The sequence below is a fragment of the Leifsonia sp. C5G2 genome (assembly GCF_013359685.1).
Taxonomy (GTDB): Bacteria; Actinomycetota; Actinomycetes; order Actinomycetales; family Microbacteriaceae; genus Leifsonia.
In genome coordinates, this window is record NZ_JABFMV010000003.1 from 179,393 (window position 1) to 198,021 (window position 18,629).

Genomic DNA, 18,629 nt, shown 5'->3' on the forward strand with positions numbered 1-18,629 from the left:
CACCTCTGCGAGACGGCGTGTCGCGTCAACCAGGTGCGCGTCAGCGCAGGACGGTGAGGGCGTCGTCGGGCATGCCGACGACCTCGGCGAGGTGCTCCCGCACGTCGGCGGCGAGGGTGAAGCCGCCTGCGACGACGGCGCGCGTCGCGCCGGGGCCGTCGCACAGCATCTCGTCGCACCAGGCCCGCACGGCCCGGACCGCCGCCTCGCCGGGCGCGCACTGCTCGCCCGTGCCGGGACGGCCGCTGCGGCGGGACCGCGGCAGCCACGTGACCGTCATGCGCAGCGGAGACGCCAGCGGCACGATCTGGGACGCGTCCGCGACCTCGACGAAGACCCGCCCGCGGGCGCACAGCGGCAGCAGCGCGAGTTCGGCCTCAAGTGCGCCGAGCGACGTCTCGTCGCCCACGACGAGGTACTGGACGCGGTCGTCCAGGTGCGCGGTCGAGGCGGTGTGGGTGGCGTGGTCGGGGCGGTGCATCGCCATCGAGTATAGGCATGCCTAACCTCACCTCGGCCGGATGCGCGGGTTATCCACAGGCCTCTCCGGCGCCCTTCCCGGCGTCGGCGGTTCGCGGCATGATCGGTGCATGGCGCTCACCACCTCCTCCCCCGTCGCACCGATGCTCGCGAAGGCGGTCCCGGCCGTCCCGGAGCCCGACAGCGTCGAGGGCGGGCTGAGCTACGAGCCGAAGTGGGACGGCTTCCGTGCGATCGTCTACGCCGAGCCCGACGGCGACGGCGGCATCGGCGCCGTGGAGATCGGCAGCCGGGGCTCCAAGATGCTCACCCGGTACTTCCCGGAGCTGGTGGAGGCGTTCCGGCGCCTGCTGCCCGGCCCGTGCGTGCTCGACGGCGAGATCGTGGTCCCGACGGGCGAGCCGGGGAAGCAGCGGCTCGACTGGGAGGCGCTGTCGCAGCGCATCCACCCCGCCGCCAGCCGCGTGAAGCTGCTGTCGGAGCAGACGCCGGCGACCTTCGTGGCGTTCGACCTGCTCGCCCTCGGCGACGAGTCGTATCTCGACCGTCCGTTCGCCGAGCGTCGTGCGGCGCTGGAGGAGTTCGCAGGCGACCTGCCCGACCCGATCCAGCTGACCCGCACCACGACCGATGTCGATCTCGCCCGCCGCTGGCTGGTCGAGTTCGAGGGGGCCGGCCTCGACGGTGTCGTGGCCAAGCCGCTCGCCGGAGGCTACGCGCCGAACAAGCGCACCATGCTGAAGATCAAGCACCACCGCACGGCCGATGTCGTCGCACTCGGCTACCGCATCCACAAGAGCGGCCGCGGGGTGGGGTCGCTGCTGGTCGGTCTCTACGACGACAGCGGCCGGCTGCTCAACGTCGGCGGGGTGTCGGCGTTCAGCGACGCCAAGCGGCTCTCCCTCATCGACGAGCTGGAGCCGCTGGTCGAACGCGACGAGACCGGAGAGGCCGTGACCGGTGAGACCGACCGCAGCCGGTTCTCCGGCAGCAAGGACGTCTCCTTCGTCCGGCTGCGCCCCGAGCGCGTGCTCGAGGTGCGCTACGACCAGATGGAGGGCATGCGGTTCCGACACACCGCCCAGTTCGAGCGCTGGCGACCCGACCGCGAGGCACGCTCCTGCACCTTCGACCAGCTCGACCGGCCCATCGCCTACGACCTGGGCGGCGTCCTGAGCTGACGCCGCTGGGTGCCGCGCGCGCCGCTGCGCTGTCGAGGAGCCGTTCCTACGCCTTCTTCGCCCGGCTCGGCTGGACGCGCGGCGGCTCGCCCGGCATCTTCGGGTAGTCCGGCGGGAACGGCAGCTCGCCGAGCCCGTCGTTCACATCCCGCTCCCACCAGCCGAGCAGCTCGTCGATCGAGCCGGGGTCGGCGCCGAAGTCCTCCCACGGGTCGCCGACCGTCCGCAACCGCTCCGGCATGGTCAGCACGGTGAAGTCGCGCGGGTCGACGTGCTCCAGCTCGTCCCAGCTGATCGGTGCGGACACCGGCGCGTGCGGAAGTGCCCGCGGGCTGTAGGCCCCCGCCATCGTGCGGTCGCGGTTCGCCTGGTTGTAGTCGACGAAGATGCGCTCGCCGCGCTCCTCCTTCCACCACGCCGTCGTGACGCTCTCCGGCATCCGGCGCTCCAGCTCCCGGGCCGCCGCGATCACAGCGTGCCGCACGTCGAGGAACTCGCGCTGCGGCACGATCGGCGCGAACACGTGGAGGCCGCGGTTGCCGGAGGTCTTGATGAACGCCGTCAGCCCCGCCTCGCGCAGCACCGCCCGCAGCTCGACGGCGGCGGGGACGGCGTCGGAGAAGCCGGTGCCCGGCTGCGGGTCGAGGTCGATCCGCAGCTGGTCGGGGTTGTCCGGGTCCTCGGCGCGCGACGGCCAGGGGTGGAACACGACGGTGTTCATCTGCGCGGCCCACACGGCGGCCGCCGGCTCGTCGACCACCAGCTGCGGGTGCGAGCGCCCGCTGGGGTAGGTGACCGGAACAGAACGGACGTAGTCCGGCGTGCCGCGCGGCGGGTTCTTGGAGAAGAACTGCTCGCCGTCGATCCCCTCCGGGAACCGCTGCAGCGACACCGGACGGTCGCCGTTGGCGCGCACGAACGCGTCGCCCACCTCCACCAGATAGGTGGCGAGGTCGAGCTTGGTGATGCCCGCCTCCGGGAAGATGACGCGCCCGGGGCTTGAGATCCGCACCTCCCGATCGCCGTTCGGACCCGGGACGGTGAGTACGACCGCATCGCCTGCCATGCGACCACCGTACCCGTGGAACCGCCGGTGACGGCGATGTGAATTCCTTGTGGGATGACGCCTGTCCGCTTGAGCAGCGGCCGGAGTGGGCCAGAATGGCAGGGCGGGCGCGCATCCGTGCCGCCCGCGACGAGGTCCTTCGAGATGAGGTGCATGACCCTGAGGATCGTGAGCTACAACCTTCGGAAGCACGCCGCCAGCGGTGAGCTGCTCGGCATCGCCGAGGCGTACGACATCGACGTCCTGTGCCTTCAGGAGGTGGACAGCGACGCTCTTCCGGCGCGCCTGCACGACCTGGTGCTCGCCGACACGACGCGTGCCAACCGGCTGGGTCTCGCCGTCTACGTGCGCGACGAGCGCTACGAGATCCTGCACTCGCAGGTCTTCGCCGTGCAGAAGTCGCTGCACGACCGGGTGCTCGCCCCGGCGAACGAGCGGCTCCTCGCGGTGCATCTGCGCGACCGCGACAGCGGGGAGGACATCCTCGTCGGCTCCTTCCACGCAGCGCCGCTGACCGCGCTCAACTCGCTTCGCCGCAAGCAGATCGCCGCGGCGCACGACGGGATGCGGTCGCTCTCCCCCGACACCCCCGCCGTCATGGTCGGCGACTTCAACTACCCGTGGTTCATCCGCGGCCTCGAACGGCACTTGACCACCTCCGGGTACACGCTCAAGCGCACCACCGAGCCGACCTACCTTCGCTACAAGTTCTTCTCCGGCTACTTCGACTTCGTGACCTCCACCGGTTTCGAGATCGAGCGCGTGGATGTGCTCCCTGCCGGCGCCTCCGACCACCGGCCGATCCGACTCGACGCGGAGCCGCTCGCCGACGCGGCCTGAGGCGTCCCCGCCGCCTGCATGCGGACACACCGGCATCGCGGGCGCAGCACAGCTGCGACAATCGCGGCATGAATGCCGCGACACCTCCGTATTCCGTGCTGGTCGACCGCTGGGGCCAGCAGGTGCTCCTCTACGTGCGGGAGTTGCCCGGGTTCCAGGTCACCGCCTTCGGGTACGGCCCGGCGGTGGCTCAGCTGGAGACCGCTCTTCGAGCGCACGAGGCATGGCTCCGCGAAGGCGGACTCCCGACGCCCGGGGCCGGCCCCGACTTCCGCATCGTCGAGGATAAGGAGGCCCACGGCGGCGTCGGAGCCCTCCTCGATTCCGACCTGTCGTTGGTCACCGCCGCGGATGTCGCGACCGCGACGGCCGTGTGCCGGGAGCGGATGACGCAACTGGAACGACTCGCCCGGTCCGCCGACCCGACGCGCGACGTTCCGCTCTATGACGTTCCGGACCGCGGAGAAGGGTACGACGCCGACCGGGTCCTGCTCCACCTGGCCGACATGGACTCCTACTACCTGCAGTGCGTCGGCGCACCTGCGATCGGCGCTGCTCCCGCGCATCCGCTCGCCGCTCTACAACAGACGGATCGGGCCTTCTGGGGGTGGGTCCGACGTGCCGCCGACGCGCCCGACTTCGCCGTGGTGACCGACGGGTCCGGCGAGTCGTGGACGACCACGAAGCTCCTGCGCCGGCGGCTGGGACACCTCCACGAGCATGTCGCCGACCTCGAGGCGCTGGGGTAGCACGGCCTGGCAGGATGGACGGGTGACCGACACCGTGCCCTCCGCCCTGCTCGTGATCGACCTGCAGAAGGGCGTGCTGCCCGGCTGCGCCGACGCCGACGGCGTGCTCTCGCGCACCATCGCGCTCGTGGACCGCGCCCGCGCCGCCGGCACGCCGGTGGTCTGGGTGCAGCACGAGGAGGACGGGATGGAGGAGGGCACGGAGCCCTGGCAGCTGGCCGACGGCCTTGTGCCGGCCGAGGGCGAGCCGCGCATCCTGAAGCACTACCGCGACGCCTTCGCCGACACCGACCTCGACGAGGTGCTCGAGCGGCTGGACGTCGGCCGGCTCGTGGTCGCGGGCGCCCAGAGCGACTACTGCATCCGGACGACGACGCAGAGCGCGGCCGTGCGCGGCTTCGACGTGACCCTCGTGTCGGATGCGCACACCACGACCGACACCGAATGGGACGGCGTCGAGATCACTGGGGAGCAGATCATCGCGCACACGAACCGCTACTTCGCCGGGCTGCGCTACCCGGGCCAGCTGTTCGGGGCCGAGCCCGCGGCATCCGTCGCCCTCTGAGCCCCCGAGGGACTTTGGACGCTGGCTGATCCCGCGCGCGGGGCGTACGGTGAACGCGTCCCGACGGCGAGGTGGTGCCGAGGGGAGGTGCCGTGATGGAGTTCCCTGCCTGGCTGACCGGGTGGCTGGCCGGCGACGACTACACGATCGCCCGCGAGATCCTGGAGCGGGGTGTCGCGGCGCTGTTCCTGATCGCGTTCGTGCAGGCCGCGAACCAGTTCCCGGCGCTGCTCGGCGAGCACGGCCTGCTGCCCGCGCCGCGGTTCCTGCGGCATCCGTACGCCCGGAAGCAGCCGACGCTGTTCCGGCTGCGCTACTCCGACCGTCTCCTGCGGGCGGTGGCGTGGACGGGCGTTGTGCTCTCCGCGCTGATCGTCGTCGGCGTCGTGCAGCTCGCTCCGAGCTACGTCTTCGTGCCGGTGTTCCTGATCGTGTGGTTCCTGTACCTGTCGATCGTGAACGTCGGGCAGACGTTCTACGGGTTCGGCTGGGAGAGCCTGCTGTGCGAGGCGGGGTTCGTGGTGGCGTTCCTCGGAGCGTGGGACACCGCTCCCCCGATCACGATCGTGTTCTTCGTCCGCTGGCTGGTGTTCCGCCTGGAGTTCGGGGCCGGGATGATCAAGATGCGCGGCGACCGCTCCTGGCGCGACCTGACGGCGCTGTACTACCACCACGAGACGCAGCCGATGCCGAACCCGCTCAGCCGCACGGCCCACCTGCTGCCGAAGTGGTGGCACCGAGTGGAGGTGCTCGGCAACCACTTCGCGCAGCTGGTCGTGCCCTGGTTCCTGTTCTTCCCGCAGCCGGTCGCGAGCGTCGCGGCGGCGATCGTGATCCTCACGCAGCTCTGGCTGGTGCTCACCGGCAACTTCGCCTGGCTGAACTGGATCACGATCGTCCTGGCGTTCGCCGGCGTCTCCGACGGCGTCTGGTCGTGGCTGCTCGGGGGTGCCGTGGTCGGCGGGATGGGCGCATCCGGCATCCCGCTCTGGTACGCGGTGGTCGCGCTGGCGGCGACCGTGTTCCTCGTCGTGCTGAGCTGGCCGCCGTTGAAGAACCTGTTCGCCCGGCGCCAGCTGATGAACGCCAGCTTCAACCGCTGGCACCTGGTGAACGCGTACGGCGCCTTCGGCAGCGTCACCAAGGAGCGCTACGAGGTCGTCGTCGAGGGCACCACGGACGACCCGCACGACCCGGACGCGCAGTGGCGGGAGTACGCCTTCAAGGGCAAACCGGGCGACCCGCACCGCGTCCCCCGGCAGTACGCGCCATACCACCTGCGGCTGGACTGGCTGATGTGGTTCCTCGCTCTCGGCTCGCGCGACTCCCCCTGGTTCGAGGTGTTCCTGATGCGGCTGCTGGAGGCCGACGCCCCGACTCTGCGGTTGCTCCGCCGTGACCCGTTCGGCGGCGAACGGCCGCGGGCGGTGCGGGCGCGGATGTTCCTGTACCGCTTCAGCACGCACGCCGAGAAGCGGCGGAGCGGCGACGTCTGGGTGCGGTCGGAGGTCGGCGATCTGGTGCCGCCGGTGAGCCTCCGGGGTCAGTAGCCGGTGCGCTGCTCCTCGAGGCGGGCCAGGTCGCGCCAGATGAGCAGCTTCAGGCGCGCCGGCTTCTCCCGCTCGTAGTCGGCCTTGAGCGCCTCAGCGCCCGAGAACGCGTCGAGTCCGGCCTCGATCGCGCGGCGCACCTCATCCCACGCGTCGTTCCTGCCGCGTTCGACGAGCGCCTCGAGCTCTTCCGGCGAGTCGGCCTTCGCCCGCAGCGCGGCCGCGAGGGCGACCGCCGCATCCCGCCGCAGCCGCAGGTTGTCGACGTCGACCTTGCGGTAGTCGTGCGGGTGCATCGCGTCGCCGCCGAGCTTCTCCGCGGCCTCCAAGTCCTCCTCGATGCGGCCGGCCGCCACGCCCTGCTCGCTGGCCAGCTCGCGCAGCATCGCCGCGGCCTCCATCGAGTGCATGGCGGGGTCGTAGGAGTTGCCGTACTGGATGGTGTCGACCACGATGTGGTTCTTCACCGCCATGCGGGTGGCGTATTCCGCGAGGAGCATGCCCTCCTCCACGGACTGCTCCAGCGTCGGCGCGACGGGTTCCGGCAGGGCGGTCTCGTCGAAGGGACGCGTGCGCGTCGTCTTCTCAGCACGCGTGCGGAACCACTTCGGCCAGCGCATGGAACTCCTCGAACGAAGGCGCCGGAACCGGCGCCCCCTCTATTCTGTCCGATCGGAGCCCGCGGTTCAGCGACCTGTGAAGAACGCGTTCGCTCGGCGCGTGAACAGCAGGGCGACGATGAGGATCGACCACAGGATCTGGATGACGCCGGTGACGACCTGCGACGTGAACAGCAGCAGCACGCCGTTCAGGATGTCGATGACCATGACGACCGCGACGAGCGCACGCGACACCGAGCTCCCGCGCAGCAACCCCCGCGCGACGACGACCGTGACGATCCCGAGCAGGATGGACACGATCGCGGAGGTGGTGATCGCCGCCGAGTTTCCGCCGCCGGCGACCTGGTCGCGGGCGATCAGCAGGATGACCCCGCCGATGACGTCGAGGGCGCCGTTGATGTACGTGAGGACGGCCACGAAGGTGACCGATCCGGGGCGTGTGGCCATTCGTGACTCCTCGCGGATCTGCGGCCGCGCCGGTGTCGGCCGCTTCCGGTAGTTTGGCCGACATGGCCGGATACCGCTACGAATTCGAGGCGGAACTCTTCCGCTGGGCGTCCCGACGGGAGCTGTGGGTGTTCGCACGGCTGCCGCTGGAGGTGTCGGAGGAGATCCGGCTCCAGCCGCATCCGCCGGCCGGGTTCGACTCGGTGAAGGTGCAGGTGACGCTGGGCGGCTCGCGCTGGTCGACGTCCATCTTCCCGGAGTCCGACGGCACCTACGTCGTCCCGATCAAGAGCGCCGTGCGGCGCGCCGAGGGCGTCGAGCTGGGCGACCGCGTCCGGATCGGCGTGGAGACGCTGCTCTGACCCAAGGGATGGAATTCACCGTTGTCCACAGAGGCGAGCGGTGAACTTGACGCCCACGAGAACGGACGCCAAGATTGTCGTATTGCTCCCCACCCTCCTACGGGACTGGTGGGGCTTTTCTTTTTCTGGGGGGGCCTGGGTGGCAAACGCGCACCTGTTCATCGACTACCAGAACGTGCACCTAAGCGCCTGGGAGCTCTTCTCCCCGTATGGAGCACCGAAGCACGATTTCCTCATCGATCCCTCGCGCTTCGCGACCCAGGTGTCGGCTGCCTGGGCCTCTGGATCCGGTGAGGCGCTCGAGGTCTCCGAGATCGTTGTCTTCCGTGGACTGCCCGATCCGCGGAAAGAGCGTGAGATGAACTCGCGAGTGAGTCGCCAGCATTCTGCGTGGCGTCGCGACCCCCGTGTCCAGGTGAAGACTCGTGCGCTGCGCTACCCGAGGGATTGGCCGGACGAGCGGGCTCAGGAAAAGGGCGTCGATGTGATGCTGGCCTTGGCCGTGGTCCGGTGCGCATTGGCTGACGACTGCGACAAGGTGATCGTCGCAACCCGAGACACAGACATCCTTCCCGCGATCGAGATGGCGTCCGAGGAGAAGCCGGGCTGCGTCATGGTTGCGAGTTGGGACGGCGGGAGTGTGCTCCGGGCAGGCGCCGGAGTTCCCATCATCCGTATGAATAAGAACGCCTTCGCGAGAAGCCGCGATACCCGGAAGTATTAGCTCCGGATCGGCGTGGAGACGCTGCTCTGACCGCTACTTCGCGCCCGACATGATCGTGTTCAGGGCGAGCACGATGATGAGGCCGTTGAAGAAGTAGCTCAGCACCGAGTGCCAGACGATGGTCCAGCGCATCCGGGTGCTGAGCACCTCGACGTCGGACGCCGCGAACGTCGTGCCAAGCGTGTAGGCGAAGTACACGAAGTCGATGAACCGGGGATGCTCGGTGCCGGGGAACCGCAGCATCGGCTCGTCCGCCGACCAGTAGCGCTGGTAGTAGATCTGCGCGAACCCCCAGTGGAAGAATCCCCACGCCAGCAGCATCGCCCACACCCCGACGAAATCGATCGCGGAGCCGACGTCCGCGTCGTTGTGCGGGCCGAGCACCTCGAACGCGGCGGTGAAGCCGACGAGGCTGGCCAGGATCGTCGCCGTCATCGACACCAGCCGGGCCACGCGACCGGTCTCCCACCGCGCCGGGCGCCTGCCCTCGGTCACCCTCTGCCGTGCGATGCGGCCCAGGATGATGAGCACGGCGAGCTCGTACAGCGTCCCGATCGCACACCAGAGAGTGAGGAGCAGGAGGGTCGAGGTGTCGTCCTCCACGAAGACGACGACCCAGACGCCGACGACCACCATCGCCAGCTGCACGATCAGGCTCGCGACGAATCCCGTGACCACCCACGGGCGGCGCTCCGGCAGCGTCTGCGACATACCTGGATGCTAGCGGTGCGGGAGCGACCCCGCCGGGAGGGCAGGATGGAGTGGTGCAGCCGCTTCTCGTCGTCGCCGCCGTCCTCCGCGACCGCGGCAGGCTCTTGGCCTGCCGCCGCGCGCCGGGGAGGGACGCCGCCGGGCAGTGGGAGTTCCCGGGAGGGAAGGTCGAGCCGGGCGAGGAGCCGGGCGCCGCGCTCGCGCGCGAGGTGCGGGAGGAGCTCGGAGTCGGCATCCATGTCGGCGCGCTGCTCGATCGCAGCGTGACGGTGCGGGCGGACGGCCGCGCGATCGACCTCGCCTGCTACGACTGCGCACTGGACGGCCCGGCGCCCGTGTCCAGCACCGACCACGACGCCCTGCGCTGGCTGCCGCCCGCGGAGCTGGGCGGGCTGGACTGGGCGGAGGCCGACCGGCCGGCGGTGCGCCTGCTGACCGGGACGATCGAGGAGGACGCATGAAGGCCCTGTTCTACGAGCGGTTCGGCGGTCCGGTGACCGTCGCCGACCTGCCCGACCCGGAGGCACCGGAGGGCGGCGCCGTGGTGCGAGTGGAGGCGTCCGGCCTCTGCCGCAGCGACTGGCACGCCTGGGTCGGCCACGACGACACCGTGCGGCTGCCGCACGTGCCCGGCCACGAGTTCGCGGGCGTGGTGGCCGCGGTCGGCGACGGGGTTACACGCTGGCGGGTCGGAGACCGGGTCACGGCGCCCTTCGTGAACGGCTGCGGCCGGTGCGAGTGGTGCCTCGCGGGCGCCGCGCAGGTGTGTCCGCAGCAGACCCAGCCCGGGTTCACCCATTGGGGCTCGCACGCGGAGCTGGTGACCGTGCGCGCCGCCGACACGAATCTGGTCCGCATCCCCGGGGCGCTGGATGCGGCCGCGGCTGCCAGCCTCGGCTGCCGGTTCGCGACGGCGTACCGAGCGGTGACCGCGCGGGCGCGCATCCAGCCCGGCGAGTGGCTCGCGGTGTACGGCGCGGGCGGCGTCGGACTCAGCGCCGTGATGATCGCCTCCGCGCTCGGCGCCAGGGTCGTCGCGGTCGACCGCTCCCCCGCCGCCCTCGACCTGGCCGCGCGGCTCGGCGCCCAGGAGACGGTGCTGGCCGGCGCGGACGCGCCGGACGCCGTCGTCGCCGCGACCGGCGGGGGCGCGCACGCGACGGTCGACGCGGTCGGCTCTGCGGACACCGCCCGGGCCGGGGTGCTCTCGCTGCGGCGGCAGGGCCGGCACGTGCAGGTCGGCCTGCTCGCCACGGCCGTCCCCGACCTCCCCCTCGATCGCGTGATCGGCTGGGAGCTCGAGGTGCTCGGCAGCCACGGCATGGCCGCCGCCGACTACCCGGCCATGCTGCAGCTGGTCGCTTCGGGCCGGCTCCGCCCGCAGGACCTCGTCGGCGGGGCCGCCGGCTTCGCCGAGGCGGCACGCCTGCTCGAAACGGCGGACAGCGCGCCGCCGACGGGCATCGCGGTGCTGCGTCCGGGTGCGTGAGTCAGCGCACTCCGGGTGAGGCATCCGGATGGGGCGGCACGACGGTCTCCACCCCGGGGCCTCCCACCGGCGCGGGTGCCGGGTACCCCGCCGGTTCCGGGAACTGCACGGGCACCCCGCTGTACGGCCCGGGCGTCTGCCCTGGCGCACCGGGGTACCCGTAGCCCGGCGGCGGCACCACGACCGGCCGCGGCCGGGGCGCGCGCGGCTCGAAGGCGAGCAGCACGACCGGGACCAGGAGCAGCACCACGGTCACCAGTGCGCTCGCTCCCACGTACCGCCACCACAGGTCGGGCCAGTACGCCTCCGGCAGCACTGCGGGCAACGACAGCACCAGCGTCGTGCCCCACAGGAAGACCAGGGCGAGCGCCGCGAACGCGTTGGTGAGCTGCTTCGTCGCGCGGACGACGAAGCGCCGGCCGTAGGTCTGCGTGATGAGCAGGGCCACGCGCAAGAGGATGACGACCCACACGAAGAGGAAGAACTGGGCGGACCACACCCTGCCGGCTCCCGTGTCGTCCGGCTGGAAGAAGCCGCCCCAGATCTTCAGCAGACCGACGACGAGGAGCAGCGAGTTCACGCTGATGGATGCCGGGAGGTACCACCTGTTCGGACCGGTGCCGACGGATGCGTCCAGGATCACCACGCCCGCGAACGCCGCAGCCAGGAACAGCGTCAGCCACGCCCGCCCGCTGACGGCGGCCTGGTCTCCGACGATGATGAACACGGCGCCGAGCACTGCCGCGGTGACGAGGACTCCGATCGCGAGCCAGAGCGACCACACGCGTGCGCGAGCGGCCGTGCTCGGTGTGTCCGGGTGCTGCTCCATGGATCCTCCCTGGGTGACGGCACGACGAATATGCGTGCGTTACTAAGAGACGCGCGGGAGCGGCGATCCATGACGCCGGACACCGCTCACATTCCGGACGCCGACCTGCGAGGATCGGAGAATGCGCATCGCCGACTTCGACCGTCCCGACACCGCCGCCGCCCGCGCGGCCTTGCAGATCGCGACCTCGTACCACTCGCCGTCGCTGCTGAACCACGTGCAGCGGTCGTGGCTGTGGGCCGAGGGGTTCGCCGCGCAGCGCGGGCTCGCCGGTCGCGCCGACCATGAGCTGCTCTACGTCTCCGCGCTGCTGCACGACCTCGGCATCGTGCCCGAGTTCGACAACAACACGCTCGCCTACGAGGACGCGGCAGGCCACGTCGCGATCGCGCTGACGGCCGGTGCGGGCTGGGAGCCCGCACGGCGCACGCGCGCGCACGAAGTGATCGTGCGGCACAACTGGCCGGAGGTCGATCCCGAGATGGATGCCGAAGGCCACCTGCTCGAGATCGCCACCGCGCTCGACATCTCCGGTGCCCGGGCCGACGACCTGCCGCTCGAATTCCGGCGCGAGGTGCTGACGCAGTACCCGCGGCTGGAGCTCGCGGCCGAGTTCGGCGCGTGCGTCGCCGACCAGGCGGAGCGCAAACCCGACACCTCCGCCCGGCGGCTGGTCGACGGCGGGGTTCAGCGCAAGCTCCGCGAGAACCCGCTGGAACGTATCCTCGAAGGATGACCACCCCGGCCGTCGAGCACGTCACGCTGCCCGAGTCCGAGTGGCGCGCCCGGGAGCGCGCCCACGCGGAGCGGGCCGACGCGCTCACGGCCGGCCACCGGGAGCGGGCGTCGCGCGGCGAGAAGCACCCGGTGTGGGACTTCCTGTTCACCTACTACTCGTACGCGCCCGCGCAGCTGCGGCGGTGGCATCCGGGACCCGGGGTGGAGCTCGCCGGCGCCGCAGGCGACCCGCGCGCCGCTTGGCGCTGGTATGTCCCCGGCGAGGCGCCCGGATCGCTGACCGTCGACCGCGCGGCGCTGGAGCAGGAGAAGGCGCCGCTCCTGCGCGGCGTCGAGCGCATCCTGCGGTCGACCGCCGCCCGCCCCGGACGGTTCGGCTGCTTCGGCCTGCACGAGTGGGCGATGGTGTACCGGCAGGGCGAGCACCGGCACCCCGTGCCGCTGCGGCTCGGCCAGGAGGCGACGGATACGGTGGTCGAGTCGCACGAGCTGCGCTGCACCCACATCGACGCGTTCCGGTTCTTCACGCCCGACGCCGTGCCGCTCAACCAGTACGCCCCGACCCGCGAGACCCAGCCGCAACTGGAGCAGCCCGGCTGCCTGCACGCGGGGATGGACGTCTACAAGTGGGCGATGAAGCTCGGCCCGCTCGTGCCGGGCGAGTTGCTGCTGGATGCGTTCGAGCTGGCGCGCGACATCCGGCTGCTGGACATGCAGGCGTCGCCGTACGACATGCGGCCGTGGGGCGCGGAGCCGGTCGCGATCGAGACGCCGGCGGGCAAGGCGGAGTACGTGCGACGGCAGCGCGGGTTCGCCGAGCGGTCCACCGCGCTGCGGGAGCGCATCCTGGAGGCCTGGCTCGGGGCGGAGACCGCAGCGGCCTGACCGGTGCGGCCTGACCCTCAGCGTCAGCCGTTGCCCTTGCCGCCGCCTCCCCCGCCGCCGTTTCCGTTCCCGTTCCCGTTCGTCGGCGCGGGCGACGAGGTGGTCCCGCCGCTGGGCGTCGGGCCGGGCGTCGAGCCGCCGGAGGCCTTCGACCCGTTGCTGAGGGTGAGGGTGACGGTGTCGCCGTTGCTCACGGAGGAGCCCGCCTGCGGGTCGCTCGCGGCGACGGTCCCCGCGGGCTGGTCGCTGTCCACCGGGGTGGAGTCGATCGTGACGGCCAGGCCCAGACCCTCCAACAGCTTCTGCGCGGCGTCGGGGGCCTTGCCCGTGACATCCGGCATCGTGACCTGGTCGCCGTAGAGCACCGTGTCGGTCGGCTTGGCGAACGCGTCGCCGCCGTAGATCGCGTCGATCGCCTTCAGGATGGGCTTCGCGATCGAGAACTTCACGTTGCCGCCGCCGACGCCGTGGAAGCTCAGCGAGCGCAGCGGGGTGCTGCCGGACACGTTGCCCACCCAGGTCGCCGTGGCCACCTTCGTGGTGGACGTGATCAGCCAGTTCTGCAGCGAGTGGTCCGTCGTCCCGGTCTTCGCCAGGATCGGCGTGCCGTCGTACGGGTTCGCGCTCGCCGCCGTCCCCCCGCCCTTGATGACGCCCTGCAGGGCGTAGGCGACGCCCGCGGCGATCTCCGGCTTCATCCCCTGCGTGCAGGTGGTCTTGCTCACCGCGTGGTCGGTGCCGTCCGGGTTCACCACCCGGTCGATGGCGATCGGCGTGCACACCGTTCCGTTGTTGGCGATACCTGCGTACGCGGTCGCCATGGTGAGCGGCGAGATGTAGTTGGTGCCGAGGATCAGCGAGGGGGTCTCCACCCACTTCTCGCTCTTGGAGGCCAGGTGCACGCCGAGCCCCTTCGCCGCGTTCAGGATCGAGCACAGGTCCACCTTGGTGCCCATCTCGGCGAACGCGGTGTTGACCGACTGCGCCGTGGCCGCCATGACCGAGAGCCGGCTGGCGGACCCCTCGTCGTTGGTGACCGGCCAGTCCGGGCCGTCGATGTTCGCGCAGCTGTTGGTGAAGTCGGAGGTCGGGAAGTTGTGCTGCGACGCGTTCACCGTCTCGTACAGGCTGTGCCCCGACTCCAGCCACGCAGCCAGGTCGAACGCCTTGAAGGTGGAGCCGGTCTGGAAGCCCTGCGAGCCGCCGTAGTCCTCGTCCGTGTTGTAGTTCACCGCCGTCGCGCCGTCCACGGGGGTGTCCGTGTTGTTGAAGGCGCGGTTCTCCACCATCGTGACGATGCGCCCGGTGCCCAGTTCCAGGGAGACGTTCGAGGCGCCGAGGTCGATGCCGGGCCGCGACCCCGGGATGTACTTGCTCAGCGACGCCTGCGCGACCTGCTGCAGGTCGAGGTTCAGGGTGGTGTAGATCTTCAGGCCGCCGCGGTTGAGGGTCTGCCAGCGGTCGTCGCCCGTCTTGCCGTATGCCGGGTCGTTGAGGATCACGTCGCGCACGTAGTCGCAGAAGAACGCCGCGTTGTACTGCTGCGCGGCCACGCACCCCTGGGTGGTCGGGGTGATGGTCGGCGTGATCGGGGTCGCCTTCGCCGCATCCCGCTGCTGCTTCGTGATGGTGTGCGTGACGTACATGCGGTTCAGCACATAGTCGCGGCGCTGCTTGGTGAGCTTGTAGCCGTTCGCGGCGCCGTTGTCCTTGTTGTCCGGCTGGTCGATGCGGAGGTTCGCCGGGTTGTTCAGGATGGCCGCGAGCGTCGCCGCCTGAGCCAGGTCGAGCTTCGCGGCGGTGGTGTTGAAGTAGTACTGCGACGCGGCCTGCACGCCGTAGACCTGCCCGCCGAAGCCGACCACGTTCAGGTAGCCGGTGAGGATCTGCTTCTTGCTGTAGGTCTTCTCGACCTGCACGGCGTAGCGCATCTCCTGCACCTTGCGCTGCAGGGTCACGCCGGCGGCATCCGCGTAGCAGGCCTCCACCTTCTTCTGGCTGGTCAGCGCCTCGCACTTCTCGACCTCGACGTTCTTCACGTACTGCTGGGTGATCGACGATCCGCCCTGCACGTTCCCGCCGGCGACGGTCGACACCGCGCCGCGGAGGGTGCCCCAGATGTCGACCGCGCCCTCGGAGTAGAACCGCGGGTCCTCGGCGGAGATGGTGGCGTCCTTGACCGTCTGCGCGATCTGGTCCCAGCCGACGTCCTGCCGGTTCTGGGCGTAGAAGGTGGCGATCGGCACATCCTGACCGCCCTGCTTCGCGTACACGGTCGAGTTCTGCGCGAACTGCTGGATGTGCAGGTCGGCCGGGAGGGCGTTGAAGTCGCTGGCGCCGGCGGCCGCCGTGGCGCCGGCGCCGAGGAACGCGGGCAGCACGAGCAGCGAGCTCAGCACCGCCGCGACGAGGGCGAGCCCCAGGAACTGGGCGATCTGCCCGCCGCGGGTGCGGGCGGGCGTGAACTCGAAACGCTTGAGGGGCTCCAGCCGCTCGTCGAGGGCGGCCAGGCGCGAGGGCATGCGGGATCGATCGGGAACGGGCACGCCCTCCAGGCAACCAGCCGAGCCTGGACGAGTCCAGGGGGTCGGGTGTGCATCCGTGTGGAGGTGTTCAGGATGCGCACATCGCATCCATGGGACGCAACACGCCGTTGCGAGAAACCGAATACGGCGTGTTGCGTCCCATGGACGCACGAAGGCGCCGGCCCTGGAGGGGCCGGCGCCTTCGTGACGGGATGGGACGGGACGGGACGGTTACGCCGCGATCGGGAGGGACGCGGGGGCCGCGGCGACGCGGAGCGCGCCGTCGGCGGCGTCCACGATCACGCGGCCGCCCTCCTCGACCTCGCCGCTGACCATCAGGTCGGCGATGCGGTCGTCCACCTCGCGCTGGATCACGCGGCGGAGCGGGCGGGCGCCGTACTCGGGCTCGTAGCCGGCGTCCGCGATCCAGGCGACCGCCGCATCCGTCGCCTCGAAGGCGATGTCGCGGGCGGACAGCCGGGCGGCGGTCGCGTTCAGCAGCAGGCGCACGATGTCGCGCAGCTGCTCGGCGTCGAGCTTGCGGAACAGCACGATCTCGTCGATGCGGTTCAGGAACTCCGGACGCATCGCCTCACGGAGCTTCCCCATGACGCGGTCGCGGATGTCCTTCTCCGACGCGAAGCCGTCCGACCCGGCCGGCACGAAGCCGAGCGCGCCGCTGCGAGACGCCAGGAACTCCGAACCCAGGTTCGAGGTCATGATGACGACCGTGTTGCGGAAGTCGACCGTGCGGCCCTGGCCGTCGGTGAGGCGTCCGTCGTCGAGCACCTGCAGCAGCAGGTTGAACACGTCCGGGTGCGCCTTCTCGATCTCGTCGAACAGCACCACCGAGTACGGGTTGCGGCGCACGCGCTCGGTCAGCTGACCGGCCTCGTCGTAGCCGACGTACCCGGGAGGGGCGCCGACCAGGCGGGCGACGGTGTGGCGCTCGCCGAACTCGCTCATGTCGAACCGCAGCATCGCCTTCTCGGAGCCGAACAGCGAGGCCGCGAGCGACTTCGCCAGCTCGGTCTTGCCGACACCGGTCGGGCCGAGGAAGAGGAAGCTCCCGACCGGGCGGCGCTCGTCGCCGAGGCCGGTGCGGTTGCGCCGGACGGCCTTCGCCACCGCGACGACCGCGTCGTCCTGGCCGATCACGCGCTCGTGCAGCTCCGACTCCAGCCGGGCCAGGCGCTCGCGGTCGGCCTCGCCGACGCGGGACACCGGGATGCCGGTGGCACGCGACACGATGGACGCGATCTCGGGCTCGCCGACCACGGCCTCCACTCGGGGTGCGGTCGCGAGGTCGTCCAGCTGCCGCTGCACGTCCTCGATCTCGTCGCGCAGGCGGGACGCCTCCTCGTAGTGCTCGGCCGCGACGGCGGAGTTCTTCTCGGACTCCAGCGTGGCCAGGCGCTCCATCAGGGCGGAGGTGTCGACGCGCTTGCCGAGCGACAGGCGCAGGCGTGCGCCGGCCTGGTCGATCAGGTCGATGGCCTTGTCCGGCAGGAAGCGGTCGGAGATGTAGCGGTCGGACAGCTCCACGGCCGCGCGGATCGCGTCCGGGGTGTACTGCACGCCGTGGTGCTCCTCGTAGGCGCCGCGCAGGCCGTCGAGGATGAGCACGGCGTCCTCGACGGACGGCTCGCCCACGGTCACCGGCTGGAAGCGGCGCTCCAGCGCCGGGTCCTTCTCGATGCGGCGGTACTCCTTGAGCGTGGTCGCTCCGACCAGGTGCAGGTCGCCGCGGGCGAGGCGGGGCTTCAGGATGTTGCCCGCGTCCATGCCGCCCGACTCGCCGGAACCCCCGGCGCCGACGACGGTGTGCAGCTCGTCGATGAACACGATCAGCTCGTCCTTGCCGTCGCCGATCTCGTCCATGAGCTTGGTGAGCCGCTCCTCGAAGTCGCCGCGGTAGCGGGTGCCCGCCACCATGCCGGCGAGGTCGAGCGAGACGACCTTCTTGTCCTGCAGCTGCTCGGGGACGTCGCCCGCCACGATCGCGCGGGCCAGGCCCTCCACGATCGCGGTCTTGCCGACGCCGGCCTCGCCGACCAGCACCGGGTTGTTCTTGGTGCGGCGGGAGAGGATCTCGACCGTCTGCTCGATCTCGTCGAGGCGGCCGATGACCGGGTCGAGCTTGCCGTCTCGCGCGAGCGCGGTCAGGTCGGTGCCGAACTGGTCGAGCATCGGGGTCTGCGACTCGCTCGCCGCGGACTCCTGCTCGCCCGGCTGCCCCGCGCCGACGGTCGCGCTCTCGCGCATCGTCTCGGTGAGGGACTCCGGCGTCACGCCGGCGGCCTGCAGCACGCGACCGGCGGGGGCGTCCCGCCCGATCACGAGCGCGAAGAAGAGGTGCTCGGGGTCGATGTAGGTGGATCCGGACGCCTGCGCCACCTGGTACGCGTGGAACAGCGCGCGCTGCAGGGCGCCCGTGATGGAGGCCCCGTCGGCGTGGATGACGTCGCCGGGGGCGGGGAGCCGCGACTCGGCGGCCTGCGCGACCCGTGCCGGGTCGACGCCGATGCGGCGCATGGCGTCGGACGCGGGCTCCTGCTCGGCCATCACACGCAGGACGTGGAGGGCGTCGAGCTCGCTGTGCCCGTGCTGCAGCGCGAAGCGGCCGGCCTCGGCCAGCAGCTCCTGGGTGCGCCGGCTGAGGAAGCGGCTGATGTCGATGGAGCGTGCGTTGCGCGCACGCTCACCCGCGAGGTAGCGGGAGAGGAACTCGTCGAACGAGTTGCTGCCGTCACCGTCGGGAGTGAAGTTCTCAGGCACGTGTTCTCCTGTTTCTCAAAGTTGAGCCTTGTGCACTCAAGTCCAACGCAGGAGGGGCGCCTTTATTCCGGGATGCAGCATTCCGGGATG

19 protein-coding genes are annotated in these 18,629 nt (G+C 70.9%); 11 read left to right on the forward strand and 8 right to left on the reverse strand.

The window, feature by feature from the left end; translation table 11 throughout:
• Positions 1–40 precede the first annotated feature (40 nt).
• Positions 41–487: an SIP domain-containing protein gene (locus HNO83_RS05575; RefSeq protein ID WP_249776516.1), complete on the reverse strand. Its 447-nt coding sequence runs from the start codon at positions 485–487 to the stop codon at positions 41–43.
• A 103-nt stretch (positions 488–590) separates the two neighbouring features.
• On the opposite strand from HNO83_RS05575, the gene HNO83_RS05580 reads away from it, so the two are divergent.
• On the forward strand, positions 591–1,661 hold the full coding sequence (locus tag HNO83_RS05580) for an ATP-dependent DNA ligase (RefSeq protein WP_175336522.1): 1,071 nt from the start codon (positions 591–593) through the stop codon (positions 1,659–1,661).
• 46 nt (positions 1,662–1,707) lie between these two features.
• Here the strand turns inward: HNO83_RS05580 and ligD are convergent, their stop codons facing one another.
• Positions 1,708–2,727: a non-homologous end-joining DNA ligase gene (gene ligD, locus HNO83_RS05585; protein ID WP_175336523.1), complete on the reverse strand. Its 1,020-nt coding sequence runs from the start codon at positions 2,725–2,727 to the stop codon at positions 1,708–1,710.
• A 153-nt stretch (positions 2,728–2,880) separates the two neighbouring features.
• Here ligD and HNO83_RS05590 point away from each other — a divergent pair, with 153 nt between their 5' ends.
• The 4 genes from HNO83_RS05590 to HNO83_RS05605 all read left to right on the forward strand — a co-directional run bounded on the left by HNO83_RS05590 (position 2,881) and on the right by HNO83_RS05605 (position 6,431).
• A complete protein-coding gene (locus HNO83_RS05590) occupies positions 2,881–3,567 on the forward strand; it encodes an endonuclease/exonuclease/phosphatase family protein (protein ID WP_175336524.1) in 687 nt (228 codons plus the stop codon).
• Between the two features lie 68 nt (positions 3,568–3,635).
• A complete protein-coding gene (locus HNO83_RS05595) occupies positions 3,636–4,316 on the forward strand; it encodes a hypothetical protein (protein WP_175336525.1) in 681 nt (226 codons plus the stop codon).
• Between the two features lie 22 nt (positions 4,317–4,338).
• The gene (locus tag HNO83_RS05600; RefSeq protein ID WP_175336526.1) at positions 4,339–4,881 is read left to right on the forward strand and encodes a cysteine hydrolase family protein; all 543 of its coding nucleotides are present in this window, start codon (positions 4,339–4,341) and stop codon (positions 4,879–4,881) included.
• Between the two features lie 95 nt (positions 4,882–4,976).
• Positions 4,977–6,431 (forward strand): lipase maturation factor family protein, encoded by a 1,455-nt coding sequence (locus HNO83_RS05605; protein ID WP_175336710.1) that lies wholly within the window; start codon positions 4,977–4,979, stop codon positions 6,429–6,431.
• On the opposite strand, the gene HNO83_RS05610 is transcribed toward HNO83_RS05605, so the two are convergent.
• Together HNO83_RS05610 and HNO83_RS05615 are read right to left on the reverse strand one after the other, a co-directional pair.
• Complete coding sequence (locus HNO83_RS05610) at positions 6,425–7,051, reverse strand: hypothetical protein (protein WP_175336527.1); 627 nt, start codon at positions 7,049–7,051, stop codon at positions 6,425–6,427. The two genes, HNO83_RS05605 and HNO83_RS05610, sit on opposite strands and share 7 nt — an antisense overlap.
• A 66-nt stretch (positions 7,052–7,117) precedes the next feature.
• Positions 7,118–7,498 (reverse strand): DUF7144 family membrane protein, encoded by a 381-nt coding sequence (locus HNO83_RS05615; RefSeq protein WP_175336528.1) that lies wholly within the window; start codon positions 7,496–7,498, stop codon positions 7,118–7,120.
• Between the two features lie 62 nt (positions 7,499–7,560).
• Between HNO83_RS05615 and HNO83_RS05620 the strand changes: the two genes are divergently transcribed.
• Together HNO83_RS05620 and HNO83_RS05625 are read left to right on the forward strand one after the other, a co-directional pair.
• Positions 7,561–7,860, forward strand: coding sequence for a DUF1905 domain-containing protein (locus HNO83_RS05620; protein WP_175336529.1), 300 nt, complete (start codon positions 7,561–7,563; stop codon positions 7,858–7,860).
• A gap of 139 nt (positions 7,861–7,999) precedes the next feature.
• Complete coding sequence (locus tag HNO83_RS05625) at positions 8,000–8,584, forward strand: NYN domain-containing protein (protein WP_175336530.1); 585 nt, start codon at positions 8,000–8,002, stop codon at positions 8,582–8,584.
• A gap of 33 nt (positions 8,585–8,617) precedes the next feature.
• Here the strand turns inward: HNO83_RS05625 and HNO83_RS05630 are convergent, their stop codons facing one another.
• Positions 8,618–9,295: a DUF1345 domain-containing protein gene (locus tag HNO83_RS05630; protein WP_175336531.1), complete on the reverse strand. Its 678-nt coding sequence runs from the start codon at positions 9,293–9,295 to the stop codon at positions 8,618–8,620.
• Positions 9,296–9,348: 53 nt separating this feature from the next.
• Between HNO83_RS05630 and HNO83_RS05635 the strand changes: the two genes are divergently transcribed.
• Complete coding sequence (locus HNO83_RS05635; RefSeq protein WP_349627084.1) at positions 9,349–9,756, forward strand: (deoxy)nucleoside triphosphate pyrophosphohydrolase; 408 nt, start codon at positions 9,349–9,351, stop codon at positions 9,754–9,756.
• A complete protein-coding gene (locus tag HNO83_RS05640; RefSeq protein WP_175336533.1) occupies positions 9,753–10,784 on the forward strand; it encodes an alcohol dehydrogenase catalytic domain-containing protein in 1,032 nt (343 codons plus the stop codon). Before HNO83_RS05635 ends, HNO83_RS05640 begins: the two co-directional genes overlap by 4 nt.
• 1 nt (position 10,785) lies before the next feature.
• On the opposite strand, the gene HNO83_RS05645 is transcribed toward HNO83_RS05640, so the two are convergent.
• Positions 10,786–11,613 (reverse strand): hypothetical protein, encoded by an 828-nt coding sequence (locus tag HNO83_RS05645; protein WP_175336534.1) that lies wholly within the window; start codon positions 11,611–11,613, stop codon positions 10,786–10,788.
• Positions 11,614–11,734: 121 nt separating this feature from the next.
• Between HNO83_RS05645 and HNO83_RS05650 the strand changes: the two genes are divergently transcribed.
• Positions 11,735–12,349 carry an HD domain-containing protein gene (locus tag HNO83_RS05650; RefSeq protein ID WP_175336535.1) on the forward strand — a complete coding sequence of 205 codons (615 nt, stop codon included), beginning with the start codon at positions 11,735–11,737 and terminating at the stop codon, positions 12,347–12,349.
• Positions 12,346–13,236, forward strand: a complete 891-nt coding sequence (locus HNO83_RS05655; RefSeq protein ID WP_175336536.1) for a 3-methyladenine DNA glycosylase — start codon at positions 12,346–12,348, stop codon at positions 13,234–13,236. The genes HNO83_RS05650 and HNO83_RS05655 overlap by 4 nt, the downstream gene beginning before the upstream one ends.
• Positions 13,237–13,259: 23 nt before the next feature.
• Here HNO83_RS05655 and HNO83_RS05660 read toward each other — a convergent pair whose 3' ends face one another.
• Both HNO83_RS05660 and HNO83_RS05665 read right to left on the reverse strand, forming a co-directional pair.
• Positions 13,260–15,758, reverse strand: a complete 2,499-nt coding sequence (locus tag HNO83_RS05660; protein ID WP_217498745.1) for a penicillin-binding protein — start codon at positions 15,756–15,758, stop codon at positions 13,260–13,262.
• A 234-nt stretch (positions 15,759–15,992) separates the two neighbouring features.
• Entirely contained in the window at positions 15,993–18,539 is a 2,547-nt protein-coding gene (locus tag HNO83_RS05665; RefSeq protein ID WP_175336538.1) for an ATP-dependent Clp protease ATP-binding subunit, read from the reverse strand.
• Between the last annotated feature and the right edge of the window lie 90 nt (positions 18,540–18,629).

Excerpts from the sequence above, each read along its gene's own strand:
- HNO83_RS05595 (WP_175336525.1), top strand. The coding sequence starts at position 3,636 with ATGAATGCCGCGACACCTCCGTATTCCGTGCTGGTCGACCGCTGGGGC.
- HNO83_RS05605 (WP_175336710.1), top strand. The coding sequence starts at position 4,977 with ATGGAGTTCCCTGCCTGGCTGACCGGGTGGCTGGCCGGCGACGACTAC.
- HNO83_RS05580 (WP_175336522.1), top strand. The coding sequence starts at position 591 with ATGGCGCTCACCACCTCCTCCCCCGTCGCACCGATGCTCGCGAAGGCG.
- HNO83_RS05655 (WP_175336536.1), top strand. The coding sequence starts at position 12,346 with ATGACCACCCCGGCCGTCGAGCACGTCACGCTGCCCGAGTCCGAGTGG.
- HNO83_RS05590 (WP_175336524.1), top strand. The coding sequence starts at position 2,881 with ATGACCCTGAGGATCGTGAGCTACAACCTTCGGAAGCACGCCGCCAGC.
- ligD (WP_175336523.1), bottom strand. The coding sequence starts at position 2,727 with ATGGCAGGCGATGCGGTCGTACTCACCGTCCCGGGTCCGAACGGCGAT.
- HNO83_RS05630 (WP_175336531.1), bottom strand. The coding sequence starts at position 9,295 with ATGTCGCAGACGCTGCCGGAGCGCCGCCCGTGGGTGGTCACGGGATTC.
- HNO83_RS05650 (WP_175336535.1), top strand. The coding sequence starts at position 11,735 with ATGCGCATCGCCGACTTCGACCGTCCCGACACCGCCGCCGCCCGCGCG.
- HNO83_RS05620 (WP_175336529.1), top strand. The coding sequence starts at position 7,561 with ATGGCCGGATACCGCTACGAATTCGAGGCGGAACTCTTCCGCTGGGCG.
- HNO83_RS05575 (WP_249776516.1), bottom strand. The coding sequence starts at position 487 with ATGGCGATGCACCGCCCCGACCACGCCACCCACACCGCCTCGACCGCG.
- HNO83_RS05640 (WP_175336533.1), top strand. The coding sequence starts at position 9,753 with ATGAAGGCCCTGTTCTACGAGCGGTTCGGCGGTCCGGTGACCGTCGCC.
- HNO83_RS05660 (WP_217498745.1), bottom strand. The coding sequence starts at position 15,758 with ATGCCCTCGCGCCTGGCCGCCCTCGACGAGCGGCTGGAGCCCCTCAAG.
- HNO83_RS05615 (WP_175336528.1), bottom strand. The coding sequence starts at position 7,498 with ATGGCCACACGCCCCGGATCGGTCACCTTCGTGGCCGTCCTCACGTAC.
- HNO83_RS05610 (WP_175336527.1), bottom strand. The coding sequence starts at position 7,051 with ATGCGCTGGCCGAAGTGGTTCCGCACGCGTGCTGAGAAGACGACGCGC.
- HNO83_RS05645 (WP_175336534.1), bottom strand. The coding sequence starts at position 11,613 with ATGGAGCAGCACCCGGACACACCGAGCACGGCCGCTCGCGCACGCGTG.